This is a genomic window from Burkholderia sp. Z1 (assembly GCF_014893795.1).
Classification (GTDB): Bacteria; Pseudomonadota; Gammaproteobacteria; order Burkholderiales; family Burkholderiaceae; genus Burkholderia; species Burkholderia theae.
The window spans coordinates 1,779,858-1,800,857 of the sequence record NZ_JACFYL010000001.1 but is presented as its reverse complement, the minus strand read 5'-3'; the positions used below and the strand labels follow the sequence as shown (position 1 = coordinate 1,800,857).

Below are 21,000 nucleotides of genomic sequence, written 5' to 3'. Positions count from 1 at the left end.
CCGTCATGATAAACGGCTCGCCAGCACTCGGATGAGCGACACGAACAACGTCAGGCACGCACCGGCACGTCGACTGAGAAATCGCGCGAGATTTCGTCGGCGCTGAAATCGATCAGCGCCAGCGAAGCCGCTTCGGCCTCGCGCGGATCGCGCCGCTCGATCGCGTCGACGACACGCGCATGCGCCTTCACGGCAATCTCGTGCGCCCCCTCCTTCTGCACGACGCGCGGATTCACGAGACGCACCGCACCGCGCACGATCGCCGCCATCTGCTGGAAGAACTGATTGCCGCTCGCCTGCACGATCCGCGTGTGCAGCAACTCGTCCGCCGTGTCGTAGCCCGTGTCGCCGGGCTGCAGCACCTTGAACGCATCGAACGCCTCGCGGATACCCGCGATGTCAGCCGCCGTCGCACGCACCGCCGCCTGCGCGGTCGCACGTGGTTCGATCAGCATCCGGAATTCGATGACGTCGCGCATGAACTGTGGATCGGGTTTTGCCCGAAACCGCCAGCTCACCACGTCTTCGTCGATCATGCGCCAGTCACGCATCGGCCGCACGCGCGTGCCGACTTTCGGTCGAACGTCCAGCATGTCGCGCGCAAGCAACATCGACAACGCTTCCCGCATCACGGTGCGACTCACATCGAACTCTTTCGACAGCACATCTTGCGGCGGCAAGATGCCGCCGTACTTGTCTTCGACGATACCCGAGACAAGCCCATCCATCACTTTGGCGACCAGTGACCGGTCTTTGCCCTGCTCCATAACACCTCCCCGTGCGTCGATTTGCGAACACCTGCTCCGCAGTTCCGCCGGCCCTGGTTACTACTGTTCTTATGATCTATAAGTTGATGAGTTCGGGGATATTTCGCTATCTGGTAAACACCTGACAGGGTTATCCCTCTTTTTGACGGGGTGATTTATAAGGCTTCAAAAAAGGCCCGGGAAGCGCACTGCGCTTGCCGGGCCCCGGTTTCCACAAGATTTAAACATTCAATCCATTACGGATGTAACACGCCGTTACGGACTGCTTTTCATTTCTTTCAATTAGCCGAATACACGATCGTTTCAACGCCGTTTTCCGTGCCGAGCAAGCACAGATTTGCACCGCGCTCGGCGAACAAACCGACCGTCACGACGCCCGGCCATGCATTCACCTGTGCTTCGAAACCGCGCGGATCGGCGATCTGCAGCCCCTTCACGTCGATGATCTCGTTGCCGTTGTCGGTGATGTAGGGTGCACCGTCCTTCGTCACGCGCAGCACCGGCACGCCGCCGAGCTCGGTCACGCGCCGGCCGATCGCCGTGCGCGCCATCGGCACGACCTCGATCGGCAGCGGGAACGCGCCGAGCACCGGCACGCGCTTGCTCGCGTCCGCGATGCAGACGAACGTGTCGGCGACCGACGCGACGATCTTCTCGCGCGTCAGCGCGCCGCCGCCGCCCTTGATCATCGCGCCGCTCGCATCGATCTCGTCGGCGCCGTCGACGTACACCTGCAGCGAATCGACCTCGTTCAGGTCGAACACCTTGATGCCGTGCGATTTCAGGCGTTCGGTCGTTGCGACGGAGCTCGACACGGCGCCGCGGTAGCGCGACTTGACGACGGCGAGCGCGTCGATGAAGCAGTTGGCGGTCGAGCCGGTGCCGACGCCGATCACGGCGCCTTCCGGCACGTTCTGGATCACGTAGTCGGCGGCGGCCTGGCCGACGAGGCGTTTGAGTTTGTCTTGAGTCATGGAGTGGGAATGCTGCGGGATTGCGGAAAACCGCCAGTTTACCGTACTCGGATGACAGCCCGCGTTTTTCGGCGCGCGGTGCGCCGCGGGTTCAGGGCGCGCCCGCCGCGGGCGCGTTGTCCGCCGGTTGCGAGCCGGGGAAGTATTTGTCGAGCAACGCCTGCGCGATCGCATCGCTTTCGGCGTCCGGATTGCCCGCGTAGTCGGACGGCCGGAAATGCATCTGGAACGCCGCGAACACGCGTCGCGTACGTGCATCGAGCACGCCGTCGGTCGGCACGTCGTAGCCGTAGCGCGCGAGCTTGAGCTGCAGTTCGCGCACATCGACCGGCGCGTGCGGATCGCGGCCGCCGAGCCGCGCGGCAACCGTCGCATCGTCCGGCCATGCGCCGACGCCGGCCTGGGCCAGCGCATGCCACGGAAACAGCGGCCCCGGATCGATCTTGCGTTGCGGCGCGATGTCGCTGTGCCCGACCACGCGCGTCGGCGGAATCGCGTAGCGCGCGACGATGTCCTTCGACAGGCGGATCAGCGCGTCGACCTGTTCGGGCGGATACGGCTGCCAGGTGCGATTCTGCGGATCGAGCGGGCCGCGGTTCACGTTCTCGATGCCGATCGACGCCGCGTTCAGCTCGGTCGTGCCCTGCCACTCGCTGACACCCGCGTGCCATGCGCGTTGCGATTCCGGCACGAGCTGGTAGACGACGGGCATCCCGCGTTCGATACGCGGCTGCGGCGGCACGACGTAATGCACGCTGACCGAATCGCCCGTCAGCGTGCGCAACGATTTCGCTTCGTCGCTTTCGGTGTAATGCATCACGAGAAAACGGATCCGCGAATCGGCACCGCGCGCGTGCTGGCTCGTGTCGGCGTAGTAGGTGCCGCGTTCGACGAGCGACGGCGACGTGCAGGCAGCCAGCAGGCATAACACGGCGCAGGATGCGCCAACACGAAGCAGGGTCATCGGTCGCGAATTCCGGGGAGCCGCGTGCCGCATCGCATCGCGGCACGCGTCGTTCGGGTCGGGCCCGCGCGCATCGCGCGAGACGGGCTGCGTCAGCCCTTCACGCGCCGCTGGCGCACGGCTTCGTACAGGCACACGCCGCTGGCGACCGACACGTTCAGGCTTTCCACGCTGCCGGCCATCGGGATGCTCATCACGTCGTCGCAGGTATCGCGCGTGAGCCGGCGCATGCCTTCGCCTTCCGCGCCCATCACGAGCGCGACGGGGCCGTCGAGCTTCGTGTCGTAGAGCGTCGACGACGCCTCGTCCGACGTGCCGATGATCCACACGCCGGCTTCCTTCAGCTCGCGCAACGCGCGGGCAAGGTTCGTCACCGTGATGTACGGCACCGTATCGGCCGCGCCGCTCGCCACCTTGGCCGCGGTCGCGTTCAGGCCGACCGCACGGTCGCGCGGCGCGATGACCGCGTGCGCACCCGCCGAATCGGCGACGCGCAGGCACGCGCCGAGATTGTGCGGATCGGTGACGCCGTCGAGCACGAGCAGCAGCGCGGGGCCCTGGATGCCGTCGAGCAGCTCGGACAGGTTTTGCGCGAGCGGGACGTCCTCGACGCGCGCGACGACACCCTGGTGACGCTCGGTATGGGCGAGGCCCCACAGGCGCGTTTCGTCGGCCGCGATCAGCCGCACGCCCGCTTCCTTCGCGGTGTGCAGGAAGTCCTGCATGCGGCGGTCGCGGCGCGTCTGGTCATACAGCACCTCCGCAACCGTCGATGCATCGTGCCGCAAACGTGCGGTCACCGCATGAAAACCGTAAAGAACCTTCAGACGTGACATGACTGGAACAACCTTCGATCAAACGTGCGGCCGCGCGACGCGCGCGGCCGCGATCCATGGAAAAGGAAAGCGCCGCGTTGCCGGCCGATGACCGGTGACGCGGCGTCTCTCGATACTGCAGGGCGTGCGCTTGCGCCGCCCCGAACGCTCAATACTTCTTGCGGGCGCGTGTCTTCTTCGCGGTCGGCTTCGCCGCCGCACCGCCACCACCACTACCGCCATTACCGCCCTTCTTCTTCGCGGCGGTACGCGCGGCGCGCGCTTCCTGTACCGCGACGCTCGGTGCGCTCGCGGCCTTCTTGCGACGCGGTGCGGAGTCCTCCGCCGGCGGCAACGCACGCACGCGCGGGCCGTTGCCGTTGCGATCGGCGCCTGCGGCAGCCGGCGCGGGCGACGGACGCGGCGCCTTCACCGGCGTATCGCGCACGAGACGGAAATCGATCTTGCGCGCGTCGAGATCGACACGGCTGACCTGCACGCGCACGCGGTCCGACAGGCGATAGCGGATGCCCGTCCGTTCGCCGCGCAGCTCGTTCTTGATCTCGTCGTACTGGAAGTAGTCCGAGCCGAGTTCCGTAACGTGCACGAGCCCTTCGATGAAGAGCGTGTCGAGCTGCACGAAGATGCCGAACGACGTCACGCCGTTCACCATCCCGCCGTACTCCTCGCCGAGCTTGTCGCGCATGAAGTAGCACTTGAGCCATGCCTCGACGTCGCGCGACGCTTCGTCCGCACGCCGCTCGTTCGCCGAGCAGTGCAGGCCGAGCTCTTCCCAGATCGCCGTGTTCGGGCGCGAGCGGCCGCGCGTTTCGTCGTCGGCCTGCTGCATCGCGCGGGCGCGCGGCGACAGCGCGGTGTTCAGCTCGAAGCCGTCCGGCGCCTTCGGCACGTACTTCTTGCCGGACAGGATCGCGTAGATCGCGCGGTGCGTGAGCAGGTCGGGATAACGGCGGATCGGGCTCGTGAAGTGCGCATACGCCTCGTACGCGAGACCGAAGTGGCCGATGTTGTCCGGGCTGTAGACGGCCTGCTGCATCGAGCGCAGCAGCATCGGCTGCAGCATCTGTGCGTCGGGCCGGTCGCGAATCTGCGCCATCAGCGCCGCGTAGTCGCTCGCATGTGGCTTGTCGCCGCCGCCGAGCGACAGGCCCATGCCGCGCAGGAACGCGCGCAGGTTCTCGAGCTTCTCCGGCGTCGGCCCCGCGTGCACGCGGTACAGGCCCGGATGCTTGTTGCGCTTCAGGAAATCGGCCGCGCAGACGTTCGCGGCCAGCATGCACTCCTCGATCAGCTTGTGCGCATCGTTGCGCTGGCGCGGCACGATCTGCTCGATCTTGCCCTGCGAGTTGCAGACGATGTAGGTCTCGGTCGTGTCGAAGTCGATCGCGCCGCGCTTCTGCCGTGCGGCGAACAGCGACTTGTAGACGCCGTACAGATCCTGCAGGTGCGGCAGCAGGTCCGCGCGACGCGCGGCCTCCGGCCCCTTCGTGTTCGACAGCACGGCCGCGACTTCGGTGTACGTGAGGCGTGCAGCCGAATGGATAACGGCCGGATAGAACTGATACGCCTTGATTTCGCCGCGCGCGGTGATCACCATGTCGCACGCGAGCACGCAGCGGTCGACCTGCGGATTCAGCGAGCACAGGCCGTTCGACAGTTTTTCCGGCAGCATCGGAATCACGCGGCGCGGGAAATAGACCGACGTGCTGCGTTCGAGCGCGTCGGCATCGAGCCCGCCGCCCGGCTGTACGTAGTGCGACACGTCCGCGATCGCGACGATCAGACGATAGCCGTCGCCGCGACCGACCTTGACCGGCTCGCAGTAGACGGCGTCGTCGAAGTCGCGGGCGTCCTCGCCGTCGATCGTCACGAGCGGCACGTCGCGCAGGTCGACGCGGAACCGCAGGTCGGTCGGCCGCACCTTGTCGGGCAGCGCGGCGGCCTCGTCGAGCGCCGGCTGGCTGAATTCATGCGGCACGCCGTACTTGCGCACCGCGATTTCGATTTCCATGCCCGGATCGTCGATATCGCCGAGCACTTCGACGACACGGCCGAGCGGCTGCGAATGACGGCTCGGAAAATCGGTCAGCTCGACGACCACGACCTGCCCGACCTTCGCCTTCTTCACGTTCTGCGTGATCAGGATGTCGTGGCCGATGCGCTTGTCTTCCGGCGCGACGATCAGCGCACCGTTCTCGTTGAGCAGGCGGCCGATCACGCGCTTGTTCGCGCGATCGGTGACTTCGACCACATGCCCTTCCGGGCGGCCGCGGCGATCGTAGCCGACGATCCGCGCGAGCACGCGATCGTTGTGCATCACCTTCTGCATTTCGCCGTTCGGCAAGAACAGGTCGTCCTGGCCGTCGTCGCGGATCACGAACCCGTAGCCGTCGCGATGCCCTTGCACGCGTCCGGCGACGAAGTTCGACGGATGGGTCAGCTGGTAGTGGCCACGCTTGTCGAGGCGGATCTGGCCGTCGCGTTCCATCGCGGCGACACGCCGGAAGAACCCCTCGCGCTCCTGACGCTTGATCGACAATGCTTCGGCGATGTCGTTGGCGGCCAGCGGCGCGTCGCTCGTACGCAGCACGCCGAGAATCTCTTCACGGCTCGGAATGGGGTACGGATATTTGCTCAAGGGTTTGTCGATGATTGTTCTCGTTGCGTTGACCGATGGTGCACGGCATCAACATAGAGGTGTCCGTCAGACAGTTCTATATTGACGGCGGCGGACCATTCTATCATCCGCCTGTGTCACCAAATAACGGGGAATGCCGCGGGCAGGCGCGACGGCGGCCGGTTTGCGATGCGTCGCAAAAAAGTGTTGACACGAATAATTGGGGCGCTATAATTTCGCTTCTTTGCAGCAAGCAGCTACTGCAAAACGTGCCCAGGTGGCGGAATTGGTAGACGCACTAGGTTCAGGTCCTAGCGGTGGCAACATCGTGGAGGTTCGAGTCCTCTCCTGGGCACCATCTGTATTTAAAAAGGTCGGCTTCTAGCCGGCCTTTTTCATTTCCGGCCCAGGAAAGCAAAATACCCGGGCGCCTTGCACGCCCGGGCTAACATCTGCCCCCTATTCTCCGAATAGCGCATCACTTCCGGCACGACGGAAGCTGCATCACAGCATCCGCTTCAGCACGTCGTTCTTCGACACGAAATGATGCTTGAGCGCCGCACCCGCATGTGCCGCCACCAGCAAGGCCAGCGTATAGCAGCCGATCCGGTGGCGTACGAACCAGTGTTCGGTCACCGGCCCCGCGCTGAACGGCGTCTTCACGTAAACGACCCCGAACAGCCAGTATCCGTCCGGCACCATCACGAACCCGCTGAACAGGACGAACGCGACGAGCACGTAAATCAGCGAGTGCACCAGATGCGCGATCGCGCGCTGACCCTGCGGGACCGACTCGACGTCGGGCGGCGTCCGGCGGAAGAACGACCATACGTAGCGCAGCGGAAACAATACGATCAGGCAGCTCGCGAGCGACATGTTGAGCGTCGACACGAAGCGCCAGAGACCCGGATCGGTGATGAAGTGCAGCGCGAAGCCGGCCGCCATCGTGTACAGGATCACGACCGCGAAGATCCAGTGCAGCGCGCGGGAGAAGCGATCGTATCGGCCGTCGGCGGACAACGTTCGCTGCGTATGTATCGGGTAAGCCACCTGCATGATTCATCCTTTATCGGTTGTCGGTTCATGGTTGCCATGGATAAGTGGATGAAATTATCGAGGTCGAATCCGATGCCGATAATCAATCTCAAGGATTTCAAAATATCCGGCGCGACAACGCACCGCCCTGCCGGCCGCCATCAGCGCATCTCGATCAGGAATGTCATCACGCTGTCGCCGGAGCCCGCCGTTACGCGTTCGCCGTACTGGTAGTACTGCGCGATGAACGGCAATGTGGTCGCCCCGACCTTCGCGTCGCCGAGGCTGTGCCACGCGTTCAGCATCACGGGCACATCGTCCTTCAGCACGCGAATCCCGACACCTTGTGCCGCGTCGTCGCCTTGCAGCTTCAATATGTCCGTGGTGCCCGGCACGGTCTCGCCGAGCAACTGGATCGACAGCGGCGTCGGCCGCGGATCGCCGTACGGGCTGCACGTCAGGTCGATCGCGAATTCGCGCGATGCACGAGCCGCGCCCGGACCGTCGAACGCGGTCGCGGGCACGGCCCCGAGCGGAACGACGAGGTGCTTCGAATCGGTGTTGACCGTGCATGCGACGCCTCGCACGTAGCTGCTCGTGACGTGTTTGCGCACGACGTTGTGGTCGGGATCACCGATCGCAGCCGACGCGTCGATGCTCAGCGCCTGGCCCTGCAGGAAGCCGGGCGTCACCGGCCCGGTCTTGACGAGTTCCATGTCGATCACGTACTCGCGCGCACTGCCGTCGCCCGGGTGCACGCCGAGCAGGCCGTCGGTGTTGCCGCCGAGATTTTCTCCATCGCGCGTCACGCGCAGCGCAAGCCCGGGCAGGTTGGTTGCCCACAGGTTCATGCCCGGCAGCGCACCGAACTCGCTCGAATACCGCAGATTGCGCGGCTCGGCATCGTTCTGGCCATTCAGCGAGCAGGTGACGGTCAGCGTGAACCGGGTCGACTCGACGACGCCGCCGACCTCGACGAGGTCGGCGGCCATCGGGCCGAATTCGATCGGATTGAAATCCTCGGGCGCGCTCAGGCAGGTGGCGAATGCAGGCGCCGTGCCGAACGTCAGCGCGGCAAGCGCGGCCCAGCGACACAGGCGCGTGGCAAATCGGGAAGTCACGGGTTTCATGATCGGGATGATGGCGAGGAAGAAGCGTCGGCCCGGAGCGCGGGATGCGTGCGCGAGCAGACGACGTCGAGTTCGGGGAAATGGCGAGGCGCGATCGATGCGCCCATGTCGTACGACAGCCCGCAACGCTCGTCCGGACGCGCGCCCCAGCGCACGAGCAGATCGCCGGCGCGCTCGACGCCGGTGACGAAACCCTGGCCGTTCGGGCCGACCATGCCGACTTCCTTGCCGTCCGTTGTCAGCACGGCGGCGCCGAACGGCACCGGCTTGCCGGTGTCGTCGGCCACGTCGAGCATCAGGCGCCCTGCCTCGACTTCGAACGGCGCCAGCACGACCGCCCCGCGTGTCGGCACGACGTGCACGATCGCGTTGCGAATCTCGAGCTGGCGATCGAGTTCAGCCGTGCGCAGTGCAACGCGATTCTGTCGGTACGGCACGACATGCGGCACGACCGCATAACCCGCGCGGTCGGTGCGTACGCCGGCGTGCGCGATCACACCCACGTTGGCCGCACCCTCGCTGCGCACGAGCGCGACGGTTTCGCCGAGCGGCTGCGACAGCGTGACGCCGCCGCCATGCACGAGCACGCCGCCCGCCGCGCTGACGGACGTCTGCGAGCCGCTGCGCGCCTGGTTGTGAGTGGCCGCGAACTGGCCGGCCGACGCGCGATAGTTCAGGTTCACCGCGCCGCCCACGCCGTTCGCCGAACGATCGGCGTCGACGCCGTAACTCAGGCGATCGTCGGCCAGCAGCGTGCCGAACACACCCGCGCGCTGCTCGGTGCCGGCCGTACCGGCGATCAGCGTCGCACTGCCGTACGCCCGCGCCGCCGCACGCGCGCCGCCCATCGGAATCGAGAGGTTCAGCGACACCTGCCGGCTGCTCGCACCACGCGCGCGCGATTCGTTGCTCAGGTTCACGTTGTACGACACGCGCGAAACGCTGCCCGCGTAGCCGAGCTGCACCAGCCGGTCCTGCCCCGCGCCATCGCGGTACGTACGCCGGCTCGCGCTGACGTACAGCGAACCCGCCCGCCCGAGGTTCTGCGATACGCTCAGATCGCCGCGGCTGCGCTTGCCGGCGCGATATGCCCAGTTGTCGACCGACGCCGCGTAACGCACCGCGATGTCGGACAGGCTGCGATAGCCGGCCGAATAATAGTGGTGCGCGGCGCGCAGTTCCGTGCCGGTCGACGCGAACGCCTTCGCGAACATCACGCGCGCCGCGCTGCCGGCCCCCGCCCGCCCCTTGTGGTCACGGTGGCGCGCATGCACGAGATCGACTGAAACCGCGCCGACCCGCGGCATGTTGCGCGCCACGCCGGCCGCCAGTGCGGCATACCCGCTCGCGAACGTCGCGCCGCCGTAGACCGTGATCTCGCCCGGCAAGCCGTAGGCGGCACTCGCCGACGTAAACCATTGCGGCCGGTCGGAATCGGCGCGCAGGCGCCCTGCGGCCGCGCGATACGACCACGCGTTCTGGCGCAGCAGCGTCGGAATGCTCGCCGACGACTGGATGAAGCTGCGCGCTTGCCCGTCCGCCTCGACGATCGTCACGTCGAGATCCGCGTTCGATGCGACCGCGTACAGGTCGTCGATCTCGAACGGGCCCGGCGGCACGTAATTGCTGTAGATGAGATAGCCGTTCTGGCGGATCTCGACCTTCGCATGACTTTGCGCGATGCCGCGCACGACGGGTGCGTAGCCGCGCTGGCTGTCCGGCTGCATCGTGTCGTCGGACGCGAGCTGCACGCCCTGGAACGCCACGCTGTCGAACACGATATCGGACGTGAAGCTGTCGCCGAGCGTCACGCGGCTGCGCCACGCGGGAATGTCGCGCTCGAGATAGGTATTCGTCAACTGCGTCTGCAACCCCGACGCGTTGCGGTTCACCATCGCGCTGCCGCGCAGCCGCCATGCGCCGAGGTTCAGCCCCGCGCGCACGCTGGCGTAGGCTTCGGTCGCCTGGCCGGACGGCAAATCGCCGTAACGCCGCTGCGCGGCGTTGATGCGGTAATCGAAACGCATCGCGTCGATGCCTTCGTCCCATCGCGACGGATCAACGGAGCCGCGCGGCACGCGCTTCATTTTCGCCTGCGGCACCGTCAGCGACAGCATCTGGCGATCCGGGTCCACCGTGACGGTCGCGTCCGGCATCGCATTGCGCGGGTCGACACACACCGCTGCGCGGTCGTTTGCGCCGTCGTTTGCGCCAGCTTCGGCAAGCAGCTGAAACGCCGCCACGTTCACGCCGAACGCATCCAGTTGCGCGGTGTTCACGCAGGGCCGTACCGACTCGTCGCGGGCATCGCGCTCGAAACGGACGTCATGCGGACCGTACGATTCACCATTCACCGTCACCTCGACCGGATGCACGCCGGGCAGCAGCACGTTCGCTTCGGAGAATGCGTCGAGATCCACATCCGCCTGCGTGTTGCCGAACGCGAGGAATGCGGGATTGAATGCCGTCTGCGCGTGCGCGGACCCACCGCCCGCGATCGGCAAGCCGAGCGCGGCGGTCGAGGCGAGCGCGAGCACGCATCGGCGCAGCAGGTGAAGGCGTCGTGTCATGAACGAAGGCGCGGCCGCGCCGGACGAGCGCGGGCCACGTGTATGAAGTCGGGGTAATCGAAAGGATCGGAAACTGCGGTGTGCGAAGCGGCCGTCGGCACGCTTCGCACGCCACGTCGCATCAGGCGTCGTCGGCCGGCATCGTCACCGTGACGGGCGGCGTCACGGCGCCGTAGTCGTTGATCGTGCTGAACGTCAGCGCACCCGGCTGCGTCGCCATCGCCCGGATCGTGCGCAGCGGGTAGGTTGTCGTTTGCAGCGGCGGCGCCATCTCGAGATCGACGTCCTCGGAGGCGCCGGCGTCCACGCCGATCTTCGCGAACGTGACGTGATAAGGCGTCGGATTGTGCACCGACAGCAGCGCGCCGTCGCCCGACGGCACGATGCGCCACGTCAGCGCCGCGGGCGCGTCGGCGGCCGAGCCGGTCAACCCCTGCGGCCGGTAGAACGCCTTGAGGCGCGTCTGGATCGCGATCTGCAGCACGTTTTCCTGCTTCGGCGCAGCCGGGATCTCCTTCACGTTCAGCCACAGCATCGACTCGCGGTCGGCCGGCAGCGCATGCTTGACGCGCATCACGCGCAACAGGTTTTCCTTGCCGGGGTCGAGCCGCGACAGCGGCGGCGTGACGAAGAACGGCGCCTTCGCGCTGCCTTCCCCCTGCCCGCCATCGATCCATGCCTGCACGACATACGGCTGGCCGTCCGTGTTCTTCACGGGCACGACGGCCTCGCGCCTGTCCTCGTGCAGGATCACGCGCGTCGCGCCCACCACGATGCCCGCGAACGCGCCGTGGGTCACGCACAGGCCGAGCACGCACGCGAGCATGCGGTGCACGAATCGAGTCGTCATCGGTCGATCCCCTGCGCTCAACGGTAATGCAGCGTGAACGACGCCGTGCCGTTCGCCTCGCCCGCCTCGGTCTGGTCGGAAGTCGAGACGTAGTTCGCGGCGAAGTTCAGCACGTTGCTGCCCGGCGTCAGCTGGAGCGTGTCGGTCTCGCTGTTGATGCCGATCGGCTCGCCGTCGTCGTGCATCAACTGGATGCCGACGCCTTTCGCGTCGTCCGTGCCGCCGCTGCCGATCGCGAGCAGCGTCGGATCGTCGCCGTGCGCCATGCCTTCGAACTGCGCACGCACGCCGTTCAACTGGTCGTCGCACGCGCTCAGCGCGATCTGGAACGGCACGCGACGGCTCTCCTGGCCTGCCGCGGCAAGCTGGTCGACACCGATCGCACCGAGCGGCACCTGGATATTGCTGTTGTCGATCTGGCAGGTCGTCGCGACGATCTTGCCGTGGAAGTTGATCGTGCCGTCCGCCGCCAGCGCGGACGTCGATCCGAATGCCGCCATCAGCGCGACAAACACGAGATGCTTTTGGTACTGTTTCATCGAATGCCTGAGAAGAAAGGTGAGGATGTCCGTTGCCAGTCCGTGACAGCGGAACAGCGAACCCGTCGAGTTCGCAGGCATTATTCCGGCCGCGCCGTGGCGGCCAAACAAATCTGGAAGAATCCTCAATGCGCGATCGCGATCGCGCGCAGGCAAGCCGAACACGCCGCTCGAACCGGCGGCGGCAATCGATGAGCAGGAAGAGCCGAATGACCGGCTCGCGGAATATCGACGCCGGCGGCCCTACCCGCCGGCCCGGCTCAGGTCCGCTCCAGCCGATACCCGTAGTTGTAGACCGTCGTGATCGCGAGCCCGTTCTTCGGCCGCAGCCCGAGGCTCGACCGCAATTTGCTGACATAGGTGGCCAGCGTCGCGTCGTACTTCCGGTCGACGCCGCCCCAGATGCGCTTGATCATCATGTCTTTCGACACGATCTGCCCCACGCTCTCGAACAGCATCAGCGCGAGATCGAACTCGCGCTGCGACAGTTCGACCGGCACGCCGTCGACGGTCGCCGCATGCGCGCTCACGTCGAGCGCGAACTTGCCGACCTCGACGATCTTCGCGCGCTGCGTCTGCGGATAGTATTTGCGCACCTGCGCATTCACGCGCGCAATCAGCTCGCGCTCCCGCAGCGGCTTGATCAGATAGTCGTCGGCGCCGCTGTTCAGGCCGAACACGATGTCGTTCTCGCCGTCGTGCTGCGTCATCATGATGATCGGCAGTGCGTCGGCGAACGATTCGCGCGCCCAGCGCATCACGTCGATCCCCGACTTGCCGGGCACGTCCCAGTCGAGCAGCAGCACGTCGACGCGCTGCGAGCGCACCAGCTCGACGAAGCTGTCGCCGTCGTGCCGCACTTCCGTGTCGTAGCCCGCCTTGTTGAGCCAGCCGGCCACGACGCCCGCCTGGGTCACGATGTCTTCGAGTATTGCGACGATCATGTTCGTTCCGATCTCAGTGTGCCGCACCGTCCGCAGGCGCCGCTGCGTCGGCCGGAGCGGGCGGCAAGTAAACAAAAGCCCATTCGCCATACGCATCGCTGTCGCCGAACGCGTCGTAGCGCGCGGGGAAACCCTGGCGCTTCAGCGGCTGCCCTGGCGCCTCGCTGAACACGCCCATGATGCCGCCGTCCGGCGCTTTCACGAGCCCCCACTGCGTCGATCCGGTCAGCGGATCGGCGTACAGGCGCCGCAGGTGACGCAGCGTCGGCAGGCCGCGGCGATCCTCGAGCAGCGCGTCGAGCGACGCCGGGTAGCGGCTGCCTCCCGACGCATTGTAGTAGCCAGCGATCGCCGCGCGATACTGGTCGCCGACGAACAGCAGTTGCGCCTCGCGCTCGCGTTGCTGCACCGTCGCCCAGACCCGCGCAGCCTGCGTCATGCCGAGCCCCAGCGCCGCGACGAGCATCAGCACGCCGAGATACGCGATGCCGCGCTGCCTGCGTCGCCTGCAGCCGCGCGGCCTGTTACCAGGACGCATAGTCGCTCCCGTCGAGCGCGCGCCCTTTCGCACCGCTCTTCACGTCCGCGATGCCGCCCGTCTCGCCGGCCTGCGGCTGCCACGAGCCGCGCTTGCCGGTGAGCGGGTCGAGCGGCAACTCGCGCAGGTAGCGCCGCTCGACCAGCGCATCGAGCGTGTCGGGATCGCGGCCGTGATCGGCCCGGTAGTCGTCGATCGACTGGCGCAGCGTGTTCAGATTGTGACGCAGCACCGTCTCCTTCGCGCGGTCGCTCTGCTTCAGGTAGCCGGGCGCGACGAACGCGGTCAGCGCCGCGATGATCGCCATCACGACGAGCAGTTCGATCAGCGTGAAGCCGGCGGCGCGGCGCGCGCGTCTACCACTGGTGGTACGGGACGCCATTGAGGCCCTCCTTGCGATTGGTCGAGCGGATGTCGAACACGTCGTCGCCCGACGAAAACGCATCGGGGTCGCTCGCGTAGCTGCGCGTCTCCCACGTGTCCTCGGGCGCCCTGCCGTCGCATTCGCACATCGGATCGGCGGGAATCCTGCGCAGGAAGTACAGCCGCGCGCCGTCCGGCGACTGCTTGTCCTCGACGCCGTCGACGAGTGCACGCAGGTCGGGCGGATAACCGCTCGCATCGACGCTGCGCTCGATCCGCCCGTCGACCGCCGCCTCCTTGTACGCGTCGAGTGCCGAGCGGATCACCACCAGCGCACGGCGCAGTTCGGCTTCGTCCGCGCGACGCTTGACCAGATCGGTCAATGGCAGTGCGACGGTCGCGAGCAACGCGAGCAGCGACAGCGCGACCATCAGCTCGATCAGCGTGAAGCCGCGCGCACGGACGCGCCGACGGACGCTCATGCGAAGCTCCGCGCGCGCGACGGCAGTACCGGCGCATCGGCATACAACGGCCGTGCCGCCTCGCGCCCGCCTGCGAAGCGATCGACGAACGCCTGCAATGTGCCGATCAGCGAGCGCACCGCGGCCGTGATGCGATTCTCGCCGCGTGCCGGCAGAGCTGCGGCCGGTGCACGTGCCGGCGTCGCCCCGGCCGCCGGCACCGGTGCTGCGGCACGCGCGATCGCGGCCGGTTGCTCAGGCTGCGGCGGTGCGCCGGCCTCACCCGCGCGATCCAGTTCGTTGCGCGCGGCAGCGATCGTCGAACGCAGGCCGACACCCTTCGGCGAAGACGCGACCGCCGGCGTCGCCTTCCCGCGCGGCGCTGCCGGCCCGGTGCCGGCCGGCACCGCCTGCGCGACCTTGATCGCCGCAACCGGCGGCCGCCCCGCATTCGCCACCGTACGCATCATCCCCGCGCCGCGCGCGCCGGGTTCGACAGCCGGGCGCTTCGCGTCGTGCTCGTCCGCCTCCGCGGACGCGTCCGGCTCCGCCTCGACGGCCTCGGCCGTATCGGACACCGTGGCCGCGCGGTCGACCGCGGACTTCGCCGGCTCGATCGGCGCGTCCAGATCCGGGCCGGCCGACGACGGCAGCCGCGCCGGCGTGGCCTGCGCGGATTCGAGCGTCAGCGCTTCGGTGGTCACGCGCGACTCGGTGCCCGACAGGAAGGTCGTCACCGCCGATGTCGGCAGGTCGAGATTGCGTTCGATGTGCGGCGTGATCAGCAGCACGATCTCCGTGCGCTCGTTGCTGCGGCCGTTCGACCCGAACAGCCGGCCGATCACCGGCAGGCCCGATGCACCCGGCAGCCCGGCAATGCTGTCGGTTTCATTGCGCTTGACGAGGCCCGCAAGGATCTGCGTTTCGCCGTTCTTCGCGGTCATCAGCGTCTCCGCATTGCGCGTGCCGAGCGCATAGGCGACGAGTCCGGTCTTCGTGGTTTCCTTCGACAGGATGCTGCTGACTTCCATGTTCACCTTGACGCTCACCTCCTCGTTCAGGCTGATGCGCGGCTCGACCTTCAGCATCAGGCCCACGTCCTGGTAGCTGACCGATTCCGTGACGACGCCGTTCGCGTTGGTGGTCGTGACGATCGGCACGCGCTCGCCGATCTTGATGTTGGCCTTCTCCATGTTGCGCACGCGGATCTTCGGATTCGCGAGCGTTCTGGTCTTGCCTTGTTTCTGCAGCAGGTCGATCGCGAGCGCGAGCCCGCCCGATTCACTCGATACGCCGACGCGGTCGCGATTCAGGCGCAACAGGTCGCCGAGCGTGAGCGCACCGCCTTCCGCGGCACCGAGCGCGCTGAATTGAATCTTGCCCGGATACTGGACGCCCAGATCGAGACTGTCGTTCATGTTGACCTCGAGCACCTGTACGTCGAGCGTCACTTCGGACTGCGGAATGTCGAGGCCCATCACGACGCGCTCCGCGACCTGGATCGTCTCCGGCGTGTCGCGCATGACGACCGCGTTCACGCGCTCGTCCACGTAGACGTCCTTCGGCTTGATCATCTGCCGCAGCGCGGCCATCACCGATTTCGCGTCCGCGTGCGACAGGAAGAACGTGCGGATCGCGAACTCCGTATAGTTGCGGGCTTTTTCGGGCTGCGACGGGTAGACGAGCAGCGTGTGCGGGTCGAGCACCTTCTTTTCGAGCTGGTTGGTGCGCAGCAGCAGGTTGATCGCGGCCTCGGCGGTCGTGCGCTCGGCGAACAGCGTCGCAGCCTGGCTGGTATCCACGTCGCGGTCGAACACGAAGTTCACGCCGGACACGCGCGAGATCACGTCGAAGATGTTGGCGAGCGGCTGCTGTTTGAAGTTGAGCGACACCGGCTTGCGCAGCGCGTCGGACAGTTGCGGGCGCGCCGCGCGGCCGGCCTGCGACTGGCGCAGCAGCGTATCGCGCAGGCGTTTCGCGTCCGCGTGGTTCGGCTGCTCGGCGAGGATGCGCCGAGCGATCTCGAGCGCTTCCTGCGGCTTCTCGCCGCCGATGCGCTGCGCACGCGCGAGGTCGACCGCCATCTGCCGGTGGCGCTTGACCTGCTCGAGCGCCTGGCTGGCCTTCAGGTTGCCCGGATCCTCGGCCAGCACGTTGCCGAGGTGATCGATCGCCGCCGCATGGTTGCCCTGTGCGACCTCGCGATCGGCCTCCTTCAGCTCCGCACGCACGTAGTCCTGCCGGCTGAATTCGACGGCGGTCGTCAGCGCGATGTCGTCCGGGGCGGCCTCCTTCTGCTGCTGCAGCGTGCCGAGTCGTTCGGCGGGCGTCACGGCGGCGTCGGGCGCGGCGTTGAACGGGGTGCTTGCGCATCCTGTCAGCGCAAGCGCCGAGATCAGGAGCAAAAGACTGACTTTTCGTTTCATGATGGGTTTCGGCACATGTTGAATTCGGGGGTCATCGCATCGGGACGGGCGGCGACAGCTCGACTTCGGTGCTGTCCCGGGCCACGATCACCGTGCCCTGTTCGCCCAGTTTCTTCAGCCGGTAGCCTTCGGCGATCTCGCCGCCCGGCAGCACGGCGTCGCGCACACCGCAGCGCGATTCGCACAGCAGGAACGTCCTGCCCGCGCCTTCCAGCACGACGATGCGCTGGTGGTTCTCGCGCCATTCGCCGGCAATCTCGAACGGCGGCGCAGCAGCCGGCGGCGGCGCCGCGTCGATCGGATCGTCGAGCGCCGGCGGTACGGGTTCGGGCGCCGCGACAGGCGGCGGCTCGTCACGCGCCGGCTCCGCGCCGAGCGACGCCCAGCTCTGCGCCGGAAAGACGTCGACGATCGGCGCCTGGCCGGCGCCCACCTGCGCGACACTGCCGCCCGCGACGCAGGCGGCGGCCAGCGCGAGCGCAGTCGCGAACGGAATCAGGGGCGCGCGCATCATGTGTCCGGCCCCAGCAGGCTGACCCGCAGGTCGGCGCTCACGTTGGCACTGTCGATCCGGTCGCGTTCGATCGACACGCCCTCGACACGCACCATCGGCTGGTCCGCGATCTCGCGCATCGCTTCGCGCAGCCCGACGTAGCTGCCGCTCATCGCGATGCTGATCGTGAGCCGGCGCAGCTTGCCCTTCACCTCGACTTCGCGGCGATAAGTCGCGTGCTTGCGGTCCATGCCGCGCTGCGCCAGGATCTGGAAAATCGAGTACGCCTGCTCGCTGCTGCGCAACTGCTGCACCTGCTGAAGCGTCAGGCCGCCATCGCCGGCTTTTTGCCCCGGCTTCGGCAGCGCAGCCAGCGCCGTCGTGCGCGCGTCGCGCTCGGCCTCGAGATGCTCGCGGTCCGGCTGCAGGTAGAACGCGTGCGCGCCGACCAGCGCCACGACCATCCCGCCCGCCAGCAGCCCCGGCACGCCGAGCTTGCGGGCCGCCGCGTAAGCGCCCCAGCGCAGCCGCGCGGCGAGCGCCGAGGTGTCGATTGCTTTCAGGTTCGTCATGGGTGTTCGATACTCAGGCTGAAATGAAAGATGTTCTTGCCGTCCTCCGCTTTCGTGCGGTGCTGCAAGAGGCCGATCTTGCGATCCGGGTGACGGTCGTTCAGGCGATCGACGAAGATGTAGATGTGCGACAGTTCCGCCGCGCCGCCTTCGATGCGTGCCTCGCGGCCGGCCTTGTCGACCGTCAGCGACTTCAGCGCGATCTGCGGCGTCCACGCGTGCTCGATCCAGTCGACCACCGACAGCCCCGAGCCGGTTGCACTCGTCTTTTGCTCGGCAAGCACGCGTTCGATGCGGCGCTGCTCCGGCGTCATGCTCTTCTGCCGGCGCTGCTCGCGTTCGATCGCACGCTTGCGCTGGTCGATGCGGCTTTCGATTGCGTCGACCTCGTCGCGCAACTGATCGACGCGCGCCCACTCGCTCGCGGCGAACGCGCCGGTCAGCAATGCGCCGCACAGTGCGACGGCCGCCCACCGCGTGATGCGCGCGCGCGGCGCCGCGAAATCCAGTTCGCTCGGACGTGTCATGCCGGTTCCCCCGGCTCGCGCACGAGCACGTCATCCATGCCGCCGTCGAGCAGCGTGACGCCGTCCGCGGCCGGCAGTGCGCCATCGAGCGCGCTCGCGAAGGCCGCGCCGGCAAGCGGCTGCCCGGCCATCAGCGCCGCGGCGGCAAACCAGTCATCGAGGCGCCGGCCGCCCGCGCGCGGCAGCGTGACCACGTCGGCCCACTCGCCCGCGTGGCGAAACACGCACGTGACGACGCGCGGCTGCAACAGCGCATAGCGGTAGTCGTCGCCGCCCAGGCGGCCCGCATGCAGGTCGAGCGAGGCCGACAGCGCATCGCGCAGGCTGACGAGCCGCCAGCCGGCCGCGCGGCTCACGTCCGCGAGCGAATCGAGCAACGTATCGCAGGCCGCCACCGCCAGGCGCGCGCAGCCGCGTCGCCCGGCTTCGATGCGGATCCGCAGCGCACCGCGCTGTGCGCGAGTTGCGAACAGCGCGCGCGCATAACCGTCCCACGCGGCGTCCGACACCAGCCCGTCCTGCCAGGGCAGCACGACGCCGTGCGTCCACGGATGTCCGGCGACGACATGCAGGCGGTTCTGCAGCGGCAAGCGCGCCTTGCGCAGCCCGCCGAGCACCTGCGCCAGCGCCTCGGCGGGCCGGCCCTCGTGTGTGACGGCGGCGTGCGGCTGGCCCGTGCGCCGCGCGCGCCAGCCGTGGCCCGTCCACACGCGCAGCGTGTCGGCGTCGAGCACCGCGACGACGTCATTCCACGGCGATCGCACGCTGCACCTCCTGGAACGTCGTCAGCCGCGCGCGAATCGCCGCGAGCCCCGCGTCGCGCATCGACTGATAGTCGGCGTGATCCGCGAGCGCCTGCGCACGCTTCTCGATCGAGCGCTCGAGCAACGCGGCCTTCATCGCCGCGTCGAGCGTCAGCACTTCCGCGAGCCCGATCCGGCCGTGATAGCCGGTGCCGCGGCACGTGTCGCAGCCCGGGCCGGGCGTGACGGCGCGCTTCAGTTCGTCGAGCGCCACGTCGCGCAGGTCGGCACCGTCCGTCGCCGCGCCGCCGCAATGCGCGCAGATGCGCCGCACCAGCCGCTGCGACACGACGCCGTTCAACGCTTCGAGAAACGTCGACGGCTCGACCCCCATGTAGATGAAGCGGTCGATCACGCTGAACCCGTCGTTCGCGTGCACGGTCGACAGCACGCGGTGGCCGGTGAGCGCCGATTGCACGGCGATCGACGCGGTTTCCTCGTCGCGAATCTCGCCGACCATTACCGTGTCCGGGTCGTGTCGCAGGATCGAGCGCAGCCCGCGCGCGAACGTGAGCCCCTTGCGGTCGTTGACAGGAATCTGCAGCACGCCCTTCAGTTCGTATTCGACCGGGTCCTCGATCGTGATGATCTTGTCGTCGCCGGTGTTGACCTCCGACAGTACCGCGTACAACGTCGTCGACTTGCCGCTGCCGGTCGGCCCCGTCACGAGCATCAGCCCGTACGGTCGATGCGCGAGCGCACGCACCCGTCGCGCCGTCTGCGCGTCGAAGCCGAGCACGTCGAGGCTCACGCTGTCGCCGCGCTGCGACTTGTCGAGCACGCGCATCACCGCGTTCTCGCCGTAGGTGCCGGGAATGATCGACACGCGGAAATCGATCTCGCGGCCCTGCATCACGACCTTGAACCGGCCATCCTGCGGCACGCGCTTTTCCGCGATGTCGAGCGTGGCCAGCACCTTGAGACGCGACAGCGTCTGCGCGGCCGCCTCGAGCCCCGGAATGTGACGGATCGACTGCAGCACACCGTCGATCCGGTAGCGGATCGACAGACCGTCCGACACCGCTTCGAGATGGATATCGCTGGCACGGCTCTGCAGCGCGTCGTAGAGCGTCGTGTTGACGAGCCGGATGATCGGGCTTTCGTCCTTCGCGATGCTCGCCAGCGAGATCGACTCGATCGCCTGCGCGAGCGAGTCACCCTGCGTATCGATCGTCACGTCGTCCATCGGCCGCTCGCTCGACTCGATGTCGCCGAGCAACCGCTCGACTTCGCCCGGCGCACTCATGGCCAGTTCGACCGGCCGCGCGCCGAAGCGCGCCAGCAGTTCGTCGCGCACGTGGCGCGCGAACGGATCGGCGACGACCATGCACGGCGCGCCGTCGAGCTCGACCGGCAGCACGCGCCAGGTCAGCGCGTCATGCAGCGGCAGCAGGTCGAAGCGCGTCGGCGCCGCGCGCAGCGCGTCCGCGTCGAGCGCACCGACGCCGAGGCAGGCCGCCACTTCCGCGAGCCGCGTCGCATCCGCGCCGAGCAGGCCGTCGACGTACTGCGCGAAACCGATGCCCGATGCTTCCCATTCCGACTGCCAGCGTTGAACGATGTGTTCCGTTTTCATAGAATTTTCTCCTGT

20 protein-coding genes and 1 tRNA gene are annotated in these 21,000 nt (G+C 67.4%); 1 reads left to right on the top strand and 20 read right to left on the bottom strand.

The genetic code is table 11. The annotated features are described in order from the left end of the window. Positions 1-50: 50 nt before the first annotated feature. The 5 genes from H3H55_RS08290 to rnr all read right to left on the bottom strand — a co-directional run bounded on the left by H3H55_RS08290 (position 51) and on the right by rnr (position 6,179). Positions 51-767: a FadR/GntR family transcriptional regulator gene (locus H3H55_RS08290; protein ID WP_048243909.1), complete on the bottom strand. Its 717-nt coding sequence runs from the start codon at positions 765-767 to the stop codon at positions 51-53. A 278-nt stretch (positions 768-1,045) separates the two neighbouring features. Continuing rightward, positions 1,046-1,741 (bottom strand): ribose-5-phosphate isomerase RpiA, encoded by a 696-nt coding sequence (gene rpiA, locus H3H55_RS08285; protein ID WP_193098276.1) that lies wholly within the window; start codon positions 1,739-1,741, stop codon positions 1,046-1,048. 91 nt (positions 1,742-1,832) lie between these two features. Then, complete coding sequence (locus H3H55_RS08280; RefSeq protein ID WP_193098275.1) at positions 1,833-2,705, bottom strand: N-acetylmuramoyl-L-alanine amidase; 873 nt, start codon at positions 2,703-2,705, stop codon at positions 1,833-1,835. A 92-nt stretch (positions 2,706-2,797) separates the two neighbouring features. Then, the gene (rlmB, locus tag H3H55_RS08275; RefSeq protein WP_048243915.1) at positions 2,798-3,541 is read right to left on the bottom strand and encodes a 23S rRNA (guanosine(2251)-2'-O)-methyltransferase RlmB; all 744 of its coding nucleotides are present in this window, start codon (positions 3,539-3,541) and stop codon (positions 2,798-2,800) included. Between the two features lie 148 nt (positions 3,542-3,689). Next, positions 3,690-6,179: a ribonuclease R gene (gene rnr, locus H3H55_RS08270; protein ID WP_193098274.1), complete on the bottom strand. Its 2,490-nt coding sequence runs from the start codon at positions 6,177-6,179 to the stop codon at positions 3,690-3,692. Between the two features lie 250 nt (positions 6,180-6,429). On the opposite strand from rnr, the gene H3H55_RS08265 reads away from it, so the two are divergent. Beyond that, positions 6,430-6,516, top strand: a tRNA-Leu gene (locus tag H3H55_RS08265). A 146-nt stretch (positions 6,517-6,662) separates the two neighbouring features. Here the strand turns inward: H3H55_RS08265 and H3H55_RS08260 are convergent. The 15 genes from H3H55_RS08260 to H3H55_RS08190 form a co-directional block, all read right to left on the bottom strand. After that, positions 6,663-7,208, bottom strand: a complete 546-nt coding sequence (locus H3H55_RS08260; RefSeq protein WP_319022261.1) for a cytochrome b — start codon at positions 7,206-7,208, stop codon at positions 6,663-6,665. Positions 7,209-7,354: 146 nt separating this feature from the next. Further along, positions 7,355-8,314, bottom strand: coding sequence for a fimbrial protein (locus H3H55_RS37650; protein WP_193098272.1), 960 nt, complete (start codon positions 8,312-8,314; stop codon positions 7,355-7,357). Between the two features lie 5 nt (positions 8,315-8,319). Beyond that, complete coding sequence (locus H3H55_RS08250; protein WP_193098271.1) at positions 8,320-10,893, bottom strand: fimbria/pilus outer membrane usher protein; 2,574 nt, start codon at positions 10,891-10,893, stop codon at positions 8,320-8,322. A gap of 121 nt (positions 10,894-11,014) precedes the next feature. Next, on the bottom strand, positions 11,015-11,743 hold the full coding sequence (locus H3H55_RS08245) for a molecular chaperone (protein WP_193098270.1): 729 nt from the start codon (positions 11,741-11,743) through the stop codon (positions 11,015-11,017). A 17-nt stretch (positions 11,744-11,760) separates the two neighbouring features. Further along, positions 11,761-12,282: a fimbrial protein gene (locus H3H55_RS08240; RefSeq protein WP_193098269.1), complete on the bottom strand. Its 522-nt coding sequence runs from the start codon at positions 12,280-12,282 to the stop codon at positions 11,761-11,763. 260 nt (positions 12,283-12,542) lie between these two features. Next, positions 12,543-13,226, bottom strand: coding sequence for a response regulator transcription factor (locus tag H3H55_RS08235; protein WP_129514453.1), 684 nt, complete (start codon positions 13,224-13,226; stop codon positions 12,543-12,545). 13 nt (positions 13,227-13,239) lie between these two features. Further along, a complete protein-coding gene (locus H3H55_RS08230) occupies positions 13,240-13,764 on the bottom strand; it encodes a hypothetical protein (protein WP_048243928.1) in 525 nt (174 codons plus the stop codon). Further along, positions 13,751-14,146 (bottom strand): type II secretion system protein, encoded by a 396-nt coding sequence (locus H3H55_RS08225; RefSeq protein WP_129514452.1) that lies wholly within the window; start codon positions 14,144-14,146, stop codon positions 13,751-13,753. The genes H3H55_RS08230 and H3H55_RS08225 overlap by 14 nt, the downstream gene beginning before the upstream one ends. Then, positions 14,121-14,609, bottom strand: coding sequence for a prepilin-type N-terminal cleavage/methylation domain-containing protein (locus tag H3H55_RS08220; protein ID WP_048243931.1), 489 nt, complete (start codon positions 14,607-14,609; stop codon positions 14,121-14,123). The genes H3H55_RS08225 and H3H55_RS08220 overlap by 26 nt, the downstream gene beginning before the upstream one ends. Further along, positions 14,606-17,014: a secretin N-terminal domain-containing protein gene (locus H3H55_RS08215; protein ID WP_193098268.1), complete on the bottom strand. Its 2,409-nt coding sequence runs from the start codon at positions 17,012-17,014 to the stop codon at positions 14,606-14,608. The genes H3H55_RS08220 and H3H55_RS08215 overlap by 4 nt, the downstream gene beginning before the upstream one ends. Before the next feature lie 31 nt (positions 17,015-17,045). Then, on the bottom strand, positions 17,046-17,525 hold the full coding sequence (locus H3H55_RS08210; RefSeq protein WP_226799978.1) for a hypothetical protein: 480 nt from the start codon (positions 17,523-17,525) through the stop codon (positions 17,046-17,048). Beyond that, positions 17,525-18,079 (bottom strand): hypothetical protein, encoded by a 555-nt coding sequence (locus H3H55_RS08205; protein ID WP_193098266.1) that lies wholly within the window; start codon positions 18,077-18,079, stop codon positions 17,525-17,527. The genes H3H55_RS08210 and H3H55_RS08205 overlap by 1 nt, the downstream gene beginning before the upstream one ends. Continuing rightward, positions 18,076-18,606, bottom strand: coding sequence for a hypothetical protein (locus tag H3H55_RS08200; RefSeq protein WP_193098265.1), 531 nt, complete (start codon positions 18,604-18,606; stop codon positions 18,076-18,078). The genes H3H55_RS08205 and H3H55_RS08200 overlap by 4 nt, the downstream gene beginning before the upstream one ends. Further along, the gene (locus H3H55_RS08195) at positions 18,603-19,370 is read right to left on the bottom strand and encodes a hypothetical protein (protein ID WP_226799976.1); all 768 of its coding nucleotides are present in this window, start codon (positions 19,368-19,370) and stop codon (positions 18,603-18,605) included. The genes H3H55_RS08200 and H3H55_RS08195 overlap by 4 nt, the downstream gene beginning before the upstream one ends. Further along, on the bottom strand, positions 19,351-20,985 hold the full coding sequence (locus H3H55_RS08190; RefSeq protein ID WP_193098264.1) for a GspE/PulE family protein: 1,635 nt from the start codon (positions 20,983-20,985) through the stop codon (positions 19,351-19,353). Before H3H55_RS08190 ends, H3H55_RS08195 begins: the two co-directional genes overlap by 20 nt. Positions 20,986-21,000: the final 15 nt, after the last annotated feature.